The organism is Mesorhizobium sp. WSM4828 (genome assembly GCF_055811175.1).
The window spans coordinates 1-16,237 of record NZ_JBVVQK010000021.1 but is presented as its reverse complement, the minus strand read 5'-3'; the positions used below and the strand labels follow the sequence as shown (position 1 = coordinate 16,237).

Here is a 16,237-nt window from a genome sequence, read left to right as displayed (position 1 = left end):
CAGGGTTTGGCGATGGTGATCGAGGGATCCTGGACGCCTGGTCGCGGCCGAACCGAAGCCTTGCCCCCTGAATTTGATGCGCTCGTCATCCAAGCGGCCATAGCGAAAGTGGCGTGGTCAATGTTTGCAGGCGCTTGAACCCCTGGGAGCTAGCTGTTGGAGGTCATCGATAGTGCCGTTTGGTTTCAGGTCTAGGTTGGGCCGGCCCTGGTCTGTTTCAGGTTCGATACAATCAAGCCGGTCTTGCTACAGTCTTAGTGTTGACGCAGCGGCGCGTCTCGCTCATCTGCGTCCACTGGCTGCGGCACACAACCCGCGATTAGACCTGCTCCATGCGGACGGGGAGCAGACGATGATTGCGTGTGATTGGAGAAGCTGCGGGGTGGCTCTCTGTGCAGACTACCATCAGACCGACCGCTGGCTTTCATTACGCTGACTTCGTGTCAGAACGCATTCGGCCAAATGCCCTGTCGGTTGCCATGAAGCGTGCCAGCATCGGCGCGATCAGCTTTGTCGGATCTGCGATTGTCTGGCCGCTTTCACGGCCAAGCACATCGGCATAAGCGACAAGGTCGCGATGAACGGCGGCAGGCAGTTCGACCGTGATCTTGACCGGACGGTCATCGGGAATGGCGGAAAGTCTCAGCTTGGTCATGATGGATCCTTCGCGCCGTACGGCGCCAGCACCAGGTCGTGATTGACGATGACGCGAACCGGGAAGCCGGGCCGCACGGTGAGCGTCGGCTGGACATTGAGCTGACTGCGCACGAGCTGCTGGCCAATGTCGGAGGCCGAATCATGCGCGCTTTCGCGAATGGCCTTGGCGATTTCGCTTTCGTCGTCGCTGGACCCAAGCGACGTCCCAATGCCCAGCAGTGTCGAGAGTGCCGCGGCACGGAACATCTGGCCCCAATGATGGTCGACCTCGTCTTCCAGCCCGGAAAATCCTTCAGCGTCTGCGCCCTGCTGGCGCTCCAGCACGATTGAAGTGCCGTCAGGCATGATCAGCCGGCTCCAGACCAGCAGCACGCGCGACTGGCCGAAGGCGACGTGGCTGTCGTACTGGCCGATCAGCCTCGCACCCTGCGGGATCAGGAGATGGGATCCTGTCGGGCTGTCGTAGACATTTTCCGTGACTTGAGCGGTGATCTCGCCGGGCAGGTCTGAGCGGATGCCGGTGATTAGGGCAGCTGGAATGACCGTGCCGGCTTGCACCACATAGGGCGAGGCCTTCTCGGCGAGCCGATCGGTACTGACGGTGCGACGGTCTGGCTCGGCATTGACGAAGGCCAGCTTGCCATCCTGCATGTTTTGCGCGGCACCAGGATCCATCGGTGGCGGCCCGGGCGGCAGAGTCAGACCAGATAGGATGTTGGGTTCTGTATTTCTGCTGCCAGCACCCTGTCGTGCGGGACCAGCTCTCGTGCTCGTATCGGTGAAGAGCTTCGCCACGCGTGCGGCCTCGATCTCCGCCAGTCGGCGCTGCTCCTCCGGACCAGCGCGCGGTCCATCGTTGGACCCTCCAGCCGGCTGGCCGCGCTCCTGGGCACGCAAGATCGGCCGGCCCAAATCGCCAGGCAGAGCGGGGCCGAGTTGCGGAACACCGGCATAGTCCTTCGGCAGCTTCTGCAGCCCGTCGGCCGTTGAGCGGTTTTCGGTGGTGAAGAGCTCGGGCGGCTGTTCGGTCCCGCGCTGTCTGGTGTCGAGCGCCCAAATCAACGTGCCGAGGATCGCAGCGCTGACAACTCCACCAACGCCAATCAGCACCTTGCGCGACAGTCGCGTGACCCTGGCCGGTTCGGGCCGCAGGCGCAGTTCGGCTCGAATGTCCTGGTCGGGTGCGTTTACAGATTCGCTCATCGGAAAAGCCTCGTGCTGGGCGAGGTTCGTTTGCCGTCCGTGCGCACGATGCGGACGCGCTTTTCGCTCGTCTTGTCGCCGAGCCTCAGTTCAGCGGCGGCAAACAGCCGATCAACGACGTAGTAATTCTGGCGAGCACGGTAGTTGACCAGTTCCGAGCCGCCCGATGGGCCGATGACGAAGAGCGGCGGCATTTCGCCCTGCCCTATGCCTGACGGGAACTCGATATAGACTTTTGCGCCGTCGTCGAAGGCGCGAAGCGGCCGCCAGGGTGCTGCGTCGCCTTCGATGCGATAGCGGAAATTCAGCTTCTGGATGTCGACGCCGGACGCAACCGGCTGTGCGGCGGAAGCCTGCGCGTTCTGGCGCCGCAGCGCAATCAGCTGGTCCTGCGGATACTGCCAGGAGACGGAAGCCATGTAGGTGTTTTCGGTCGAGCGCAGCTCGAGATGATAGGTGCGGCGGTCGCTGTTGATGACGAGATTGGTCTGTAGATCCGGCCGTGTCGGCTTCACAAGAATATGGACCTGCTGACGCTCCCCTGCCCCGCTTTGTGTGTCGCCGATGATCCAGCGCACCGTATCGCCGGCCGCCACAGGCCCGGAGCCGACAAGCTCCTCGCCGGGCTGCAAGGCGATGTCGGTGACCTGGCCGGGCGCGGCATAGATCTGGTAGAGCGCGCCCTCACTCCAGGGATAAAGCTGGATGGCATTGACGAACCCGTCGCGAACCGGCTGCATCCTCGCTGCCTCGTTCGCCTGACTGATCCGCTGCTTTGGATCGGCCGGCTCCGGCTTCAGCTTCGTGGGCTCGACCGGTTTCAACTGACCCGGCAGCGGAAGCGTTTTCGGCACCTCCACCACCTTGACCGGACCAGGCGGGTCGATCTTGCGCACGGCCGGCACCGCATCGTCATAGGCGATCTGCGGCGGAATGTATTTTTTCGAAGCACAGCCGACGAGCGTCGTCGCTGACAGCAACGCCAAGGCAAGCATTTGTGCCTTGGGTGCATTGCGCGTGGCCGGTCTCGCCGATCTTCTTGTTCGTGCCACAGGCATCATGAAAGCTCCTTCGACCAGCTGATCGCATTGACATAGACGCCGAGCGGATTGGCTTTGAGCCGATCGGCGTCGCGGGGTTGCTGAATCACGATCGTGAGGATTGCGGTCCAGCGCTCGGTGCCGGCCAGGTTGCCGTTCTCATAGCGGCGCTCGATCCAGGCGACGCGGAAGGAATCCGGCGAAGCACGGATGACGCTGGAAACCTCGATCGCGATCTGGAGTTTGCCCACTTTAGCAAAAGGGTCATTTGAGCGGGCGTAATCGTTGAGGGAAACGGCGCCTCTGTCCGTGGTGTAATCGTAAGCGCGCAGCCAATTTTGGCGAACGATGACCGGGTCGGCCGGAATGCTTCTGACCTGTTCGATAAAGCGGGCGAGATGCCAGGCGATCTGGGGATCGGTAGGCCGATAGTCGGCAACGGCCGGGGCGACAAGCTGCGTCTCGCCAAACTTGTCGACCTGAACCACCCAGGGAACCACGGAGCCGCGCGTCGATTGCCATACCAATGCGGACGCAAAACCGCCGGCCAGGACGAGAGAGCTGAAGGCCATCAGCCGCCAGTTCTTCGCCTGGACGCGAGCCGAGCCGATGCGCTCGTCCCAAATCTGGGCTGCACGTTGATATGGCGTCTCGGGGTGAGGCGTTTTTGCGTAACGAACGAAAGGGCGTCTAAAGGGGGTCATCGGCGGTCGTCCTGATCGAGGGAAACATTCATCGAGCCGCCGCCATCATCACTCGAGTGGACCGAATGGGCGGCGATGCTGGCGCCATGCCTCATGGCCTGACTGCGTTTCATGCGTTTTGCCCATGCGGGCGCAGAGTCGGCGCTGGCCTCGGTGGTCGGCCAGTCACCGGAGGAAGCGGTGCCCGGCGAGTGGATTCCACTCGTCGCAGTCCAAGCCGCAAAGCGCCCGGCCTCATAGCTGTCGGACAGGGCCGACGCAGCACGCGACATGGCCTGCCTCACCGGTCGAACGGCAGCGCTGGCACCAGCCTTTGCGAGCCCCGCCATGCCGGCGGCGACCGAGCCGGCGCCACCTCTTCCAGATGTCGCCGCGCCAAGTTCCCAGGCGGCCGAAGTGCTGCCGGCCAAGTGTGCGCCGCCGCGTGCCGCGGCGGCCGATATGCGCCCACCGGCATTGAGCGCGCCCGCAGCACCGCCCACTGCGGCGTGGGCACCCACAGCGCCAGCCACGCCAAGGCCGCCAGCGGCGAGGCTTGTGCCAACAGCGGCGCCTGCGCCCAGCTGCGGGGCGCCGGAGACAAGTCCCGTCGCAATGCCGGGACCGAAGATCGACAGCCCCATCAGCGACAGGGCGCCCAGGACAAGCGACAGCGCATCCGTGATTGTGGGCTGTTCGGCGCCGAAGCCTTGGGTGAACTCGCCGAACAGGCCGGAGCCGATGCCGACGATGACGGCAAGGACCAGGATCTTCACGCCGGAGGCAACGATGTTGCCGAGCACTTTTTCGGCGAGGAAGGCGGTCCGGTTGAACAGCGCGAAGGGGATCAGCACAAACCCGGCAAGCGTCGTCAGCTTGAATTCGACCAGCGTGACGAAGATCTGGACGGCCAGAAGAAAGAACGCAATCAGTACGATCGCCCAGGCGATCATCAGCACTACGATCTGGACGAAATTCTCGAAGAACGAGACGTAGCCCATCAGTTGGCCGGCGGCCTCGAGAATCGGATTGCCGGCATCGATGCCGACTTGCGCGACGCGGCCCGGCTGCAGCAATGCCGAGCCTGAAAGTGCCGAACCTCCAGCCTTCAGGCCGAGCCCGGAAAAGCTCTCGAAGACGATGCCGGCCAGACGATTGAAGTTGCCGATGATGAAGGCGAAGAAGCCGATATAAAGCGTCTTCTTCACCAGGCGATGCAGCACGTCCTCGTCAGCACCCCAGGCCCAGAACAGGCCGGCCAGTGTGACGTCGATCACAATCAGGGTCGAAGTGAGAAACGCAACTTCCCCGCCGAGCAGACCAAATCCGGAATCGATGTAGCGAGTGAAAGTCTCGAGGAAACGGTCGATGACGCCGGTGTCGTTCATGGCGCTACCGTTTCCGGATCGAGCCGGTCTTCCGCGCGAGGCGGTGTTGGCGGTTGGAGCGGCGGCAGGCGACCTGGGTCCTTTTCGATCATCGGAGCGGCGTTTGGCGGGGATGGCCGCAGGAAGCGTCGGCGGCCTTCCGCCCAGGCTTTTCTGCAGGCGTCGTCATCAATCGCCGCGATGCCGATGTCCCGGCATCGGGCAAGGACCCTTGCCGGCTCGCCGCCCGGACGTGCTGAGCGCGGGGAGGACGCGTCCTGCGAGCCGTCGCCGCGCAGCGCCATGAAGGCGGCGGTCATGGCGGCGCCAAGGGCAAGAACGGCTATCATCCGGGCGGCGATCTTGAGATCCATGCGGCTTTCACCTCAGTCGTGGAACATTTTTACGGATGACGGGCTGTAGCTCCTGCCCGTCATGAAACGGCTGAACTGTTCCCTTGCCTGCTCCTGTGCGGCCGCCCTTCTCGCTTGCTCAAGGGCCTCGGCTCTTCCTTGTGCCGCCAGCATCGCGGTGAGATCGGCAACTTGCTTGGCCTGCACGGCAAGAAGCTGGTTGCCGGCCTGCGCCGCCTGCAGCACGCCGACAGCCGACTGGCTGGCGCTGATCAGCGCGCTCGTCTGCGCTTGTGTCCCTGCGATGTTGTCGACCGCGACGGCGCCGGTCTTCAGCGAATGCTCGAAGGCAGACACCGAGGTCTGCCAGCGTTGACGCGCGCCCTCGACAAGCTGCTGGCTGGAGAGATCCGAACCGAAATTCTCGTAAGTCGAGGTAAACTGGCTCTCGATGTCCTGGATGCTGTAGGCCAGCTTCTCGGCCTCGCCGAGCAGGCTCTTCATCTCGGAAAAATTGCCCTCGATCTGGCCAAGCAGCGAGGTCGGCAGCGACGTGAGGTTCCTCGCCTGGTTGATCAGCATCTGTGCTTCATTTTGCAGCGAGGTGATCTGATTGTGGATCTGCTCCAGGGCACGCGATGCCGAAAGCAGGTTTTCGGCATAATTCTTCGGATCGAACACGATCAGCGCTGATGCTGGCGCCGATGACAGCGCCGTGGCGACGGCAATGGCGCCGACTGCCGCCATGCGGCGGATACGGCTGCCCGTAAGAATGGAATTCATGACGAAATCTCCTCTCTGGACTGGTCGATCACATTGGTGAGACCTGGGATGAGGTCGGCCGCCCAGGAGAGACCGCGCTCCACTAGCCAGGCCTCGAGGAAATGGTCTCGGCCGGCCTCGGCGATTATCCGGTCGATCGCGGCCTGGTCCGATTTGGACGATGTGGCGCAGAGTGCCAGCGCGATCGGACCGAGCCCCAGTTCGAACAGACGGTTGCCGCGGCGGCTTTGACAGTAATAGTCGCGCTTCGGTATCGCCCGGGCGATGATCTCGATCTGGCGATCGTTGAGGCCAAAGCGCCGATAGATCTCGGTGATCTGCGGCTCGAAAGCGCGCTCGTTCGGCAAGAACAGCCGCGTTGGGCAGCTTTCAACTATCGCCGGCGCGATGGGCGATCCGTCGATGTCGGAAAGCGACTGCGTGGCGAAGACCACGCTGGCGTTCTTCTTTCTCAGCGTCTTCAGCCATTCGCGCAGCTGGTCGGCGAAACCGCCATCGTCGAGCGCCAGCCAGCCCTCGTCGATGAGCAGCAGTGTTGGCCGTCCATCCATCCTCTGCTCAATGCGGTGGAACAGATAGGCAAGCACCGCGGGAGCAGCACCTGTGCCGATCAGGCCCTCGGTTTCGAACGCCTGGACGGAGGCCTCGCCAAGACGCTCATGCTCGGCATCAAGCAGCCGGCCATAAGCACCTCCGATACAATAGGGACCAAGCGCCTGTTTCAGCGCCGAGGACTGCAGCAGCACGGACAGGCCAGTCAGCGTCCTCTCCTGGACTGGCGCAGAAGCCAGCGATGTCAGTGCCGACCACAGATGTTCCTTGACCTGCGGTGTGATGGGCACGCCTTCGCGCAGCAGAATGTCGAAAAGCCAGTCGGCCGCCCAGGCCCGCTCTGGCGTATGATGGATGCGGGCAAGCGGCTGCAGCGAGACGGTATGAAGGTCGTCCGACAGATCGGCCAAGGCGAGGAAGGGCAAGGGATCGTCAGACCCCTGCCCGCTTGCGGCATTACTTCCGAGACTGTGCCAATCACCGCTCATGGCGAGCATGGCGGGACGGATTGAGCCGCCGAAATCGAAGGCAAAGACCTGGCTGTTTTCGTAACGCCGGAACTGAAGCGCGATCAGCGCCAACAGGACCGACTTGCCGGCGCCCGTCGGGCCGATGACGAGGGTGTGGCCGACGTCTCCAACATGCAGGCTGAACCGGAACGGTGTCGCGCCTTCCGTTCTGGCGAAGAACAGCGGGGGCGCCCCAAGATGCTCGTCCTCGATCGGACCTGCCCAGACCGCGGAGAGCGGAATCATGTGCGCCAGGTTGAGCGTCGATAGCGGCGGCTGGCGAATATTGGCATAGATGTGGCCAGGAATACCGCCCAGCCAAGCTTCGACGGCGTTGACGCCTTCGGCGATACAGGTGTAGTCCCTACCCTGAACGACCTTTTCGACCAGACGCAGCTTTTCTTCGGCAATCGAGGGGTCGGCATCCCAGACAGTCACGGTGGCAGTGACATAGGCTTGGCCGATCTGGTCAGAGCCCAGGTCCTGGAGCGCCGCGTCCGCATCGGCCGCCTTGTTGGCGGCATCCGTATCGACCAAGACGGACGCCTCGTTGGTCATCACCTCCTTGAGGATCGCGGCGACGGATTTCCGTTTCGCGAACCACTGACGGCGTATCTTCGCCACCAACTTGGTCGCGTCGGTCTTGTCCAGCATGATCGCCCGCGTCGACCAGCGGTAGGGGAAGGCAAGGCGATTAAGATCGTCGAGAATCCCCGGGAACGTCATCGTCGGAAACCCGGTCACGGTGAGTGTGCGCAGATGCGCATCGCCAAGCCTCGGCTCTAACCCGCCGGCCAACGGCTGATCGACAAGCAGGCTATCGAGATGCATCGGCGTTTCTGGCACGCGCACGCGATGGCGCTTGGTCGAAATGGTTGAGTGCAGGTAACTCAGCGTCTCTCCATCGTCGAGCCAGTCAGCTTCGGGAACGAAGCCCTCGATGAGGTTGAGCACGCGGTCGGTGCGATCGACAAAACTTTTCAGGAGCTCCCACGGATCGACGCCGGTCTTTTCGCGGCCTTCGTAGAGCCAGCTCTCCATGCGCGACGCTTCCTCGGCCGGAGGCAGCCACACGAAGGTGAGGAAGTAGCTGCTTTCAAACAGCACAGCGGAGTCTTCGAACTGTTCGCGACGCTCGATTTCGAAAAGTGCGGATGCGCAATCCGGGAACCGGCTGTCCGGGTAGCCGCTGGCAGGATTGCGCTGCGCTTCGACAAAAATCGCCCAGCCGGAGCCGAGCCGGCGCAGCGCGCCGTTGAGCCGCGCGGTCGTGCCGACCAGCTCGGCCGGCGTCGCGGAGTCCAGATCCGGCCCGCGAAAACGCGCTGTCCTTTGAAAGCTGCCATCCTTGTTGAGCACCACGCCCGGCGCCACCAGGGCAGCCCACGGCAGATAATCGGCGAGACTGGCACTCTTCTTTCGGTATTCCGCGAGGTTCATCATGATGAGGACCTCAACAGCCGAAGTGCGAGGGATAGCGAAGGTGCCGGCGGGCCACGTCGACGAACTGCGCATCACGCCTTGCCGCCCAAACGGCTGCGAAATGCCCGACGGCCCAGATGACGAGCCCGGCGATCCATAAACGAAGCCCCAATCCGATCGCGCCGGCCAGCGTGCCGTTGGCGATGGCGACCGCACGCGGCGCGCCGCCCAGCAGGATCGGTTCGGTGAGCGCGCGATGCACCGGCACGAAAAAGCCGCGGACTTCCTCCTCCATCAGATCAGCGCTCCGCCGCCGAAGGAGAAAAAGGACAGGAAGAACGAACTTGCCGCGAAAGCGATCGACAGCCCGAACACGATCTGGATCAGCCGGCGAAATCCGCCCGATGTGTCGCCGAAAGCCAGCGACAAGCCGGTGATGATGATGATGATCACCGCCACGATCTTGGCGACTGGCCCTTCAATCGACTCGAGAATTTGCTGAAGGGGCTCCTCCCAGGGCATGGATGAACCGGCAGCATGGGCGGGCGCGATCGTCATGATCGCGGCGGTCGCGGCATACGAAAGCTCCACCGCAAATTTGCGGATAGCCGATGAATTGAGGCGGATCGGGGTCATTCTGAAGCTCCAAGGGGCGAGTGGTGATTGACGGGCATTGTGGTCTCGAGATTTGCTTCCAGCGTGCGGTAGTCGCCGGTGGCCGGATCGAGCCCGTCGACCAAGGCGATTTCGACGAGCCGGCGCGAGGAGCCGCGGCCGGCGAGGACGGCGATGAGATCTATGGTTTCGGCTATCAGCGCCCGCGGGACCGTAACGACGGCCTCCTGTACGAGCTGTTCCAGTCGCCGCAGTGCGCCAATGGCTGAATTGGCGTGAATGGTGCCGATGCCGCCGGGGTGGCCGGTGCCCCAGGCCTTCAGCAAATCAAGCGCTTCGGCGCCCCGTACCTCGCCGATCGGGATGCGGTCGGGCCGAAGCCGCAATGATGATTTCACCAGATCGGACAGCGAGGCGACACCGTCCTTGGTGCGCAGCGCTACAAGATTGGGCGCAGCACACTGCAACTCGCGTGTGTCCTCGATCAGCACAACCCGCTCGGCTGTTTTAGCCACCTCCGCCAAAAGCGCGTTGACCAGCGTGGTCTTGCCCGTCGATGTGCCGCCGGCTACCAGCACGTTCTTCCGTGTCTGCACGGCAAGCTGCAGGACGTCAGCCTGGCCATCAGTCATGATGCCGGCGGCGACATAGTCTTGAAGCTTAAAAACCGCGACTGCCGGCTTGCGGATGGCGAAGGTTGGTGCCGTGACGACAGGCGGCAACAGGCCTTCGAACCGTTCACCGGTCCCGGGCAGTTCAGCCGAAACGCGCGGCGAGCCCGAATGCACCTCCGCACCGACATGGTGCGCGACCAGCCTGACGATCCGTTCGCCGTCGGCCGCGATCAGGATTTCATTGCTTGCAACAAGTCCTTCAGTGAGCCGATCAATCCAAAGGCGACCGTCGGGATTGAGCATCACTTCGACGATGGCCGGATCGTCAAGGAAGGCTGCAATGGCCGGGCCGAGAGCGGTGCGCAGCATGCGCGCGCCGCGCGACACTGCTCCCTTGGTGGCATGATAATTGGTGGCCACGATGGTCCCCGTTTCTCGCGGCGGACTGGTTGGTGCCGCGCTCGGGGATAATTAGAAAAAGCATGAACACCGACCCTGCAATAAGTAAAACCGGCTATCGTGGCATGACGTGCAGAGACTTGCGAAATTCGGTGCCAGGATTGCGACGCACAAGTCACCCGGTGGACGAGAGGACATCGCCGCTCCAGCAGAACAGGCGACCGTATCTAGGAGAAGGCAGACTTACTGCTCGGGATCGACCAAGCCGGATGGCTTTGGCCTAGACCACCGACCAGTGTCATCGATGCTCCGAGGCTTCAAGGAGTGGCGTCCCAACGAGAATTAACGGCTCGTTAAGCATGTCTGTCAGGATGGGGGGATGGCTGCCACCGCTCATGGACGGTTGCCGGAACGCTCTCTATTTATGAGGCCGATATGCATCATCTACCAGTAAGTGTCGCCTTGGCCATTTCGCTTCTGTTCGGTTTGGTTGTCGTTGCGATAGCGTCAAAGGATCAGCCGGAGAGCGCTGGGCGGCAGGCGGCGCACCGGCTGGTAACGCTGCCTTGAGATCTCCGACCAGGGATCCAGGCGCGTCCGACAGGCCACTCGTAGCTCACACATTCACGGCCGCGACGCTGGTCGCGCGAATAAATGATGAGCCTCGTCGAAAACGACCTTTGGCAGGACCCGAAGCTCGCTTGCTTCGTAGGAGATGCTCGAGATATTGCGTCGTCAGCGGGCAATGAGTTGCGCTTGGGCCAGGTCGCGACGGCGCTTGATTGGGTCGCGATCAGCTCGTTTTGAGACCAGAATTTATGAGCGGCAAAAATACGCGGATCGGGAACCACGAACCGCAACGGTCTGCCTTCTTCATCTATGGCGATTGCTTCGAAAGCAGGGGCATTTTCCAACCATGCCAGGCCGGCAATCTCGTCGGCCACCAATTCGTCGTCGGCCTTCCCGACAGTTTCCCGACTCTGCTTCCACGCCGGGCTTGCGAGCGGTTTGATCAGATCGACGAGGTATCCGTCGCGGTTTACCGCGCGGAACGGGGCGGATGAACGTTCGAAAGAGCGATCGACCTTGCGCAAAAGGTTGATGAGCGCCCCATGTTCAACGTTGGCGACAGACACGATCCTGAGGGACTGGCGCGAGTCCATGAGGCGATCGATATTTTGTGTCGATGTGATTCCGGGATCCACGAACACTCCGGCCGCGGCCTCATAGGCGAAAATCGCATTCGTGCCTGCGATACGAATGCCTCCCCCAAGAAGACCGGCGCCGTCCATTGCCCTGATAATTCTTGCGGCGATCAGGGGAACACGTCCGAGCCGGAGCGCCCGAATGACAGCAGATTGGCGCTCCATCTGCTGCTGTCGCGCAGACAGCGTTTCTTGGGCGAACGCGCGAGCTGCTTCCCAATCCGCCTTGAGAGCTTCGCTCTCCGGCGAGCGCCGGCCCTCTGTCTTTTGGTGTCGTACGCCCGCGGAGTCGTAGTAGCTTCGCATTAAGTGGTCGATGCCGTTCACGGTGTGCCAGACTAGGGATCCCCGAAAGCTCTTCGCCTTCCGTTGGGCCTCTTTGAGCGCAATGAAGCGTTGGTCGGAATTGACTTTCTCCCGACGTTGATCGTTGTTTAATTCAACAAAATCAACGAATTCAACAGTTACCCTGTGTTTAGCTCCGAGCTGTTGCAAGACAGAATAGGTAGCGGAGCGGCACATTCCAACAGCTCTCACGTGATTCCATCGCGGCTGTTGAAGTGTCTGTATTAATTAAAATAGATGACGGAGCAGCTTTTCCGCGGCAGCGCACGAGGCAATAGCGCCGCTCGAACCCGGCCTCGCTGCATCCGTTCGATCCGCAGAATTCGTCTGTTTTTGATGTCGAGGCGCAGCGGCCGAATTTCCCCGAATAGCTCTCCGTGCTGCGCAGCCCGGCATGCTCGAGCGCTCGAAATCGAACAGATCATCGCCCCGATCCGGCGATCTACTTCCGCCAGCGCAGCTCCGGCAGATCGGAAAGCTCGGCGTCGAGCCATCATTTGGTCGCGGCCGGCTTCCCCCAGCTAATGCCTGTACAGACGGAAGGCCGACCGGTGAGCTCGGCACCCCCGCGCCACCAGCCGCTCGAATAGGGGCCGGCTTAAGCGGGCGATCGCGGTCCTGCGGGTCTTGGCAGGTAGGGAGTCTTCGGCGAGCAGGATCGCCACCTTTTCGTCGGCATCCCTGCGGCTAAGTTTCGGTTATCGCTGACGCGCCAGATCCAGATGGTGGCCGGCGCCGCCGCCGCGGCGCGGGCCTTGGCGAGGCAGCAAGTATGTTGACGATTCTGGAGGCCATCGTACAAAATGCTAGCAAGCTAGATTTTGGAGTTTCTCGTGTCCCTGAACATCAAAGATACGGCCACCGTGGCTCTCGCCGACGAGCTCGCGCGTCGCCAGGGTGTCCCTCTGAGCTGGCGCTGCTGGGCCGCGTCTTCGATCAGTTGAGAGTTGAGGGCCAATCCGCCCATCAGCGTGAAGTCCTCGCGTCCCGGATCATTGCAAACTACATGGCCGGAGTAGTGGACGAAGCAGACCTTGCTGCGACTTCCAAACAACTGCTGGGACGGTAGAAGGCACCCATCTCAGAAGCGCCAAGCGGATGTTGATTGAGCGCCATCAGGTCGCTGGCGGCCTGGCATATAAGACCGTTACTTCGGCCGGCCCGCTCTTCCCGGCGGCCTTGGGTCCCCAATCGGTAGTGAGAGTGGACTGGAAGACGATCTTACCGTGCTGAAGGACGAAATTGTCCGCGCCACCAGTGGCCTCGAACCTTGACGAACTGGCAGATCAGCAGTGTGAAGGGACCGCACGCCTGTTTTGAGAAACATAGTCGAACTCACCTTCGGGCAATTGGTCGCGCAGACGTTTGGACGACAGGCGAACGGCATCATGGCTCACCAGTTCGAATTAGCGGTCAAAGCGACTACGTCCTCGGCATAGTTGCGCCTGAGATCCTCCTCGAGATCACCGGTGGCGCGCAGCTTAGATGGCCTTCGAAAACCTGCTCTGCCGAGCGCGCCATGCAACCTCTCCATTTTGCGACACCGAAGAGACTGCATGCAGCCTCACAGTCCTGGTGGTGCCGAACGGATGCCACGACAGGGCGCAAAGGTAGGGTGGAGATGCCGCATCGACCGACGGGTTAAGTATTTTCGGGACTCTCGGGCTTGAAAGGCTTAGTCTGCTTGATCGGCGATAAACATTCAGGGCATCGTCGGCTGTGAGCGAGCATCGTGCTTCCGCCCCAATTCGGGAGGGAGCCATGACCAGCCCCAACAATTCGAAAATTGGACTCGCATACTCAGAAGACCGCGATCGGGCGCCACAGCCAGTTCCTGGCGCAGAGCCTGCATACAGAAACGAACTGCTGCGGCGCATGTCTCCGGCCGATCTTCAATTGCTCAGCCCTCACCTTCACAGCAGCTTTGTGCCATTGAGGACCCAGCTCGAGACGGCAAACACTCCGATAGACACGGTCTACTTCTTTGAAACGGGAATCGGCTCGGTGGTGGCGAAACTCCGGCCGGAGGTCGACGCCGAGGTTCGCGTCATTGGTTTCGAGGGCATGACCGGCTCGGCGCTGATCATGGGTGGCGATCGATCCCCGCACGACTGCTACATTCAAGTGGATGCCGAGGTTCTCAGCATGGACGCCGAGCCATTCACAAAGGCGCTTTCCGACAGCCCGACGCTGCGGCTTTTTCTGCTGCGTTATGTGCATTACGCCTGGATCCAGGCAAGCTATACAGCGCTCGCCAATGCGCGTTTGAAACTGGAAGAACGATTGGCCAGATGGCTGGTCATGTGCAACGACCGCATAGAAGGCGACCGGCTGCCGATTACCCATGAATTCCTGTCGGTGATGTTGGGCGTACGGCGGCCGGGCGTCACCGTGGCACTTCAACTGCTGGAAGGCCGCGGCCTAATCAGGTCAAATCGTGGTGAGATCATCCTCCGCGACCGAGCTGGGCTCATCACATTGGCAAACGGTTCGTACGGGCAGCCGGAGGGGGAGTATGCCCGCCTGATCGGCGAGCCGGCATCTCCATGATCCAAGCCAATGTCGAATGAGCTCTGCGGCGCCAGAACGGTAAGCATTCCCTGCAGACGTCGTTGTTTCGGCCTCAGCGGCGGCGCCGCCGGCAACAATTTCACATTCGATGGCAGTTGGAGGCCTCACCTCTCAGCCAATCCGATGGCGAAGGACATGCAGTGCTGAGGGTTCGAACCGACAACGGCGACTACATTCTGAACAATCTGACTGACGAAGTTCGTCGATGGAATGAGACAAATTACAGCTATCTGAAGCGGCAGGGCATCGCTAGGGCGGTGGGTCTCGATCCGCGGAGGGCAAACCCTGCTGGTTGCGGCCTTGAGTAAAAGACGCCGAGTCTCTCCCTTCCCGCAAGCATCGATACGTTGAGGCTGGAGCCTCGACAGGGCAGCTGTGGAGGAGAGCGGGATATGCCTATTTGTCCCCGGCGCGGGAACCACCTTTCAGCCACGGTCGAAGTCTTACCCGTGGCATTGCGGATCCCGAAGGAGCGGGCGGTCGAGGGAGCACCGATCCTTAGGTTGCGATGAACATTGGCCGAGCGGACCTGGCCACCCGCTGGAGCGTACAAATAGGCAAATTGGAGTGGAACAGTTTTTCGCCTATCTCAGAATACGGCATGCGCAAGCCAGCGTCGACGTTACTCCGACCGATCCCGCACACTCCACAGTCGGTGACGTGCAGCCGCGCAACCGTGTGAGAAAGCATACCAATGCGGCGGAACAAATCATGACCATTTCTCATTGTGGTGATCACCAAGGGAGATTGATCATGGGCGACCGGCATAACCCAAAAATCGAGGCATCGGCAAATGTCGAAAAGGATCCGGAAGATTGGGTCAGCGGAGATGACCCAATGACTCCCGCACAAGCCTCCTATTTGAAAACTTTGACCGAACAGGCCAATGACCCTGATGCCTATGCTGACAGCCTAAGCAAGGCGGAAGCTTCTAAACGCATTGATGCGCTCCGGGAGAAGTTAGGCCTGTAGCGTCCGCTCGCGGCTTTGCGTCTCCAGCGAAGGACAGCCAGTCGGGTCGGATTGGGACCGTTTTGCTGCAGATTGTGATCCGCGCAATTAATCTTTCTGGATTCAGCGCGTTGCTGCTCGAACTTACACGGTGGAACAGCCCGGCATCCGCCCTAAGCTCACCAAGACCTCGCGCCCGCCGGTCCAATCCTGCTGTCGAAACAGATCAGGACGTCCCGATGAGGGCGATCGTCAGCAGAGACACAAAAAGGACAAGGGCGATTGCGGCGCCCCAGAAGAAAACTTTTTCGGTGCCGCGTTGCTCTTCCTCGCGAGATATGTCTTTCGCCATTGCCTGCATCCTTTGCGAAGGTCAGCGACTGAGCAACGTGCCGTGCCAAGACTCGGTTCCCGGTAAACGCACTGTGAGAAAGCTCGCGGAGGGAAACTCCAACCGTCGGTTGGTGGACGCATTGCAGCTGATGCATCTAAAGTTCGCGTGATCCGCGCGCACAGGGCATGCCCGACCCCGAGCCCCCGCCCGGTGCAACAGCGCTTGATCGGCCCCGCCGCATCAAACTGTGCGGCGGGCTTTTTTTATTCACGCGATGGAACACCGGCGCGCAGGGAAAGTTCTGTCCCGGCAGCAAACTCTTTCCCTCATATTTTTTGCTGCCAGATCGGATATCTCCGATCGGCCCGCGTCGTTCTTATCCTCCGGCGACGCGGGCTGGCTGTCCTTGCTATCGGTCGAGGGGCCACAGAACAAACGAAAGCACGATGCTGATCAGAATCCCGGTGCCGATCGGAGCATAAAACGTGGAGTTCTCACGTTGGAGCTTGTCGCCGGTCCCGGTCAAGGTCGCGGCATATGTGAGGCGGGAGCGCCATTCTTTTTATCGAGCCGGTGAAACATTTCTCATGGATCGCAGTTCTTGGATCCAGAGGAGTTGAATAAGGGCAACCTG

General features: G+C 61.4%; 16 protein-coding genes and 1 pseudogene. 3 read left to right on the top strand and 14 right to left on the bottom strand.

Annotated features, from left to right (window positions below):
* Positions 1-427 precede the first annotated feature (427 nt).
* The 12 genes from AC0L2X_RS22075 to AC0L2X_RS22020 form a co-directional block, all read right to left on the bottom strand.
* Positions 428-655, bottom strand: a complete 228-nt coding sequence (locus tag AC0L2X_RS22075) for a DUF2274 domain-containing protein (RefSeq protein ID WP_473560082.1) — start codon at positions 653-655, stop codon at positions 428-430.
* On the bottom strand, positions 652-1,860 hold the full coding sequence (locus AC0L2X_RS22070) for a TraB/TrbI/VirB10 family type IV secretion system protein (protein ID WP_473560084.1): 1,209 nt from the start codon (positions 1,858-1,860) through the stop codon (positions 652-654). The genes AC0L2X_RS22075 and AC0L2X_RS22070 overlap by 4 nt, the downstream gene beginning before the upstream one ends.
* A complete protein-coding gene (gene trbG / locus AC0L2X_RS22065) occupies positions 1,857-2,855 on the bottom strand; it encodes a P-type conjugative transfer protein TrbG (protein WP_473560111.1) in 999 nt (332 codons plus the stop codon). The genes AC0L2X_RS22070 and trbG overlap by 4 nt, the downstream gene beginning before the upstream one ends.
* A 62-nt stretch (positions 2,856-2,917) precedes the next feature.
* Complete coding sequence (trbF, locus tag AC0L2X_RS22060) at positions 2,918-3,604, bottom strand: conjugal transfer protein TrbF (RefSeq protein ID WP_473560085.1); 687 nt, start codon at positions 3,602-3,604, stop codon at positions 2,918-2,920.
* Positions 3,601-4,971 carry a P-type conjugative transfer protein TrbL gene (gene trbL, locus AC0L2X_RS22055; protein WP_473560087.1) on the bottom strand — a complete coding sequence of 457 codons (1,371 nt, stop codon included), beginning with the start codon at positions 4,969-4,971 and terminating at the stop codon, positions 3,601-3,603. Before trbL ends, trbF begins: the two co-directional genes overlap by 4 nt.
* Entirely contained in the window at positions 4,968-5,324 is a 357-nt protein-coding gene (gene trbK-alt, locus AC0L2X_RS22050; RefSeq protein WP_473560089.1) for a putative entry exclusion protein TrbK-alt, read from the bottom strand. Before trbK-alt ends, trbL begins: the two co-directional genes overlap by 4 nt.
* A 12-nt stretch (positions 5,325-5,336) precedes the next feature.
* Positions 5,337-6,086: a P-type conjugative transfer protein TrbJ gene (gene trbJ, locus AC0L2X_RS22045; protein ID WP_473560090.1), complete on the bottom strand. Its 750-nt coding sequence runs from the start codon at positions 6,084-6,086 to the stop codon at positions 5,337-5,339.
* On the bottom strand, positions 6,083-8,590 hold the full coding sequence (trbE, locus tag AC0L2X_RS22040; RefSeq protein WP_473560092.1) for a conjugal transfer protein TrbE: 2,508 nt from the start codon (positions 8,588-8,590) through the stop codon (positions 6,083-6,085). The genes trbJ and trbE overlap by 4 nt, the downstream gene beginning before the upstream one ends.
* 10 nt (positions 8,591-8,600) lie before the next feature.
* Positions 8,601-8,864, bottom strand: a complete 264-nt coding sequence (locus AC0L2X_RS22035; protein WP_473560094.1) for a VirB3 family type IV secretion system protein — start codon at positions 8,862-8,864, stop codon at positions 8,601-8,603.
* The gene (locus tag AC0L2X_RS22030; protein ID WP_352492921.1) at positions 8,864-9,127 is read right to left on the bottom strand and encodes a TrbC/VirB2 family type IV secretion system protein; all 264 of its coding nucleotides are present in this window, start codon (positions 9,125-9,127) and stop codon (positions 8,864-8,866) included. The genes AC0L2X_RS22035 and AC0L2X_RS22030 overlap by 1 nt, the downstream gene beginning before the upstream one ends.
* A 74-nt stretch (positions 9,128-9,201) precedes the next feature.
* The gene (trbB, locus tag AC0L2X_RS22025) at positions 9,202-10,167 is read right to left on the bottom strand and encodes a P-type conjugative transfer ATPase TrbB (RefSeq protein ID WP_473560112.1); all 966 of its coding nucleotides are present in this window, start codon (positions 10,165-10,167) and stop codon (positions 9,202-9,204) included.
* Positions 10,168-10,712: 545 nt separating this feature from the next.
* The gene (locus tag AC0L2X_RS22020) at positions 10,713-11,924 is read right to left on the bottom strand and encodes a GSU2403 family nucleotidyltransferase fold protein (RefSeq protein WP_473560096.1); all 1,212 of its coding nucleotides are present in this window, start codon (positions 11,922-11,924) and stop codon (positions 10,713-10,715) included.
* A 1,698-nt stretch (positions 11,925-13,622) separates the two neighbouring features.
* Here AC0L2X_RS22020 and AC0L2X_RS22015 point away from each other — a divergent pair.
* The 3 genes and pseudogenes from AC0L2X_RS22015 (at position 13,623) to AC0L2X_RS22005 (ending at position 15,290) form a co-directional block, all read left to right on the top strand.
* Positions 13,623-14,297 carry a Crp/Fnr family transcriptional regulator gene (locus tag AC0L2X_RS22015; RefSeq protein WP_473560114.1) on the top strand — a complete coding sequence of 225 codons (675 nt, stop codon included), beginning with the start codon at positions 13,623-13,625 and terminating at the stop codon, positions 14,295-14,297.
* A gap of 143 nt (positions 14,298-14,440) precedes the next feature.
* A pseudogene (locus tag AC0L2X_RS22010) lies at positions 14,441-14,669 on the top strand (transglutaminase-like cysteine peptidase); the annotation flags it as partial.
* A 216-nt stretch (positions 14,670-14,885) separates the two neighbouring features.
* Positions 14,886-15,290, top strand: a complete 405-nt coding sequence (locus tag AC0L2X_RS22005) for a DUF3072 domain-containing protein (RefSeq protein ID WP_473560098.1) — start codon at positions 14,886-14,888, stop codon at positions 15,288-15,290.
* Positions 15,291-15,495: 205 nt separating this feature from the next.
* On the opposite strand, the gene AC0L2X_RS22000 is transcribed toward AC0L2X_RS22005, so the two are convergent.
* The gene (locus tag AC0L2X_RS22000; protein ID WP_473560100.1) at positions 15,496-15,621 is read right to left on the bottom strand and encodes a hypothetical protein; all 126 of its coding nucleotides are present in this window, start codon (positions 15,619-15,621) and stop codon (positions 15,496-15,498) included.
* A 391-nt stretch (positions 15,622-16,012) separates the two neighbouring features.
* Positions 16,013-16,129: a DUF2905 family protein gene (locus AC0L2X_RS21995; RefSeq protein WP_473560101.1), complete on the bottom strand. Its 117-nt coding sequence runs from the start codon at positions 16,127-16,129 to the stop codon at positions 16,013-16,015.
* Positions 16,130-16,237 lie beyond the last annotated feature (108 nt).

What these genes read in the sequence shown, in the direction of transcription:
- AC0L2X_RS22015 (WP_473560114.1), top strand. Translation starts at nt 13,623, where the DNA reads ATGTCTCCGGCCGATCTTCAATTGCTCAGCCCTCACCTTCACAGCAGC.
- AC0L2X_RS22030 (WP_352492921.1), bottom strand. Translation starts at nt 9,127, where the DNA reads ATGACGATCGCGCCCGCCCATGCTGCCGGTTCATCCATGCCCTGGGAG.
- trbG (WP_473560111.1), bottom strand. Translation starts at nt 2,855, where the DNA reads ATGCTTGCCTTGGCGTTGCTGTCAGCGACGACGCTCGTCGGCTGTGCT.
- AC0L2X_RS22000 (WP_473560100.1), bottom strand. Translation starts at nt 15,621, where the DNA reads ATGGCGAAAGACATATCTCGCGAGGAAGAGCAACGCGGCACCGAAAAA.
- trbF (WP_473560085.1), bottom strand. Translation starts at nt 3,604, where the DNA reads ATGACCCCCTTTAGACGCCCTTTCGTTCGTTACGCAAAAACGCCTCAC.
- trbK-alt (WP_473560089.1), bottom strand. Translation starts at nt 5,324, where the DNA reads ATGGATCTCAAGATCGCCGCCCGGATGATAGCCGTTCTTGCCCTTGGC.
- trbB (WP_473560112.1), bottom strand. Translation starts at nt 10,167, where the DNA reads ATGCTGCGCACCGCTCTCGGCCCGGCCATTGCAGCCTTCCTTGACGAT.
- AC0L2X_RS22070 (WP_473560084.1), bottom strand. Translation starts at nt 1,860, where the DNA reads ATGAGCGAATCTGTAAACGCACCCGACCAGGACATTCGAGCCGAACTG.
- trbE (WP_473560092.1), bottom strand. Translation starts at nt 8,590, where the DNA reads ATGATGAACCTCGCGGAATACCGAAAGAAGAGTGCCAGTCTCGCCGAT.
- AC0L2X_RS22020 (WP_473560096.1), bottom strand. Translation starts at nt 11,924, where the DNA reads ATGTGCCGCTCCGCTACCTATTCTGTCTTGCAACAGCTCGGAGCTAAA.
- trbL (WP_473560087.1), bottom strand. Translation starts at nt 4,971, where the DNA reads ATGAACGACACCGGCGTCATCGACCGTTTCCTCGAGACTTTCACTCGC.
- AC0L2X_RS22035 (WP_473560094.1), bottom strand. Translation starts at nt 8,864, where the DNA reads ATGGAGGAGGAAGTCCGCGGCTTTTTCGTGCCGGTGCATCGCGCGCTC.
- trbJ (WP_473560090.1), bottom strand. Translation starts at nt 6,086, where the DNA reads ATGAATTCCATTCTTACGGGCAGCCGTATCCGCCGCATGGCGGCAGTC.
- AC0L2X_RS22075 (WP_473560082.1), bottom strand. Translation starts at nt 655, where the DNA reads ATGACCAAGCTGAGACTTTCCGCCATTCCCGATGACCGTCCGGTCAAG.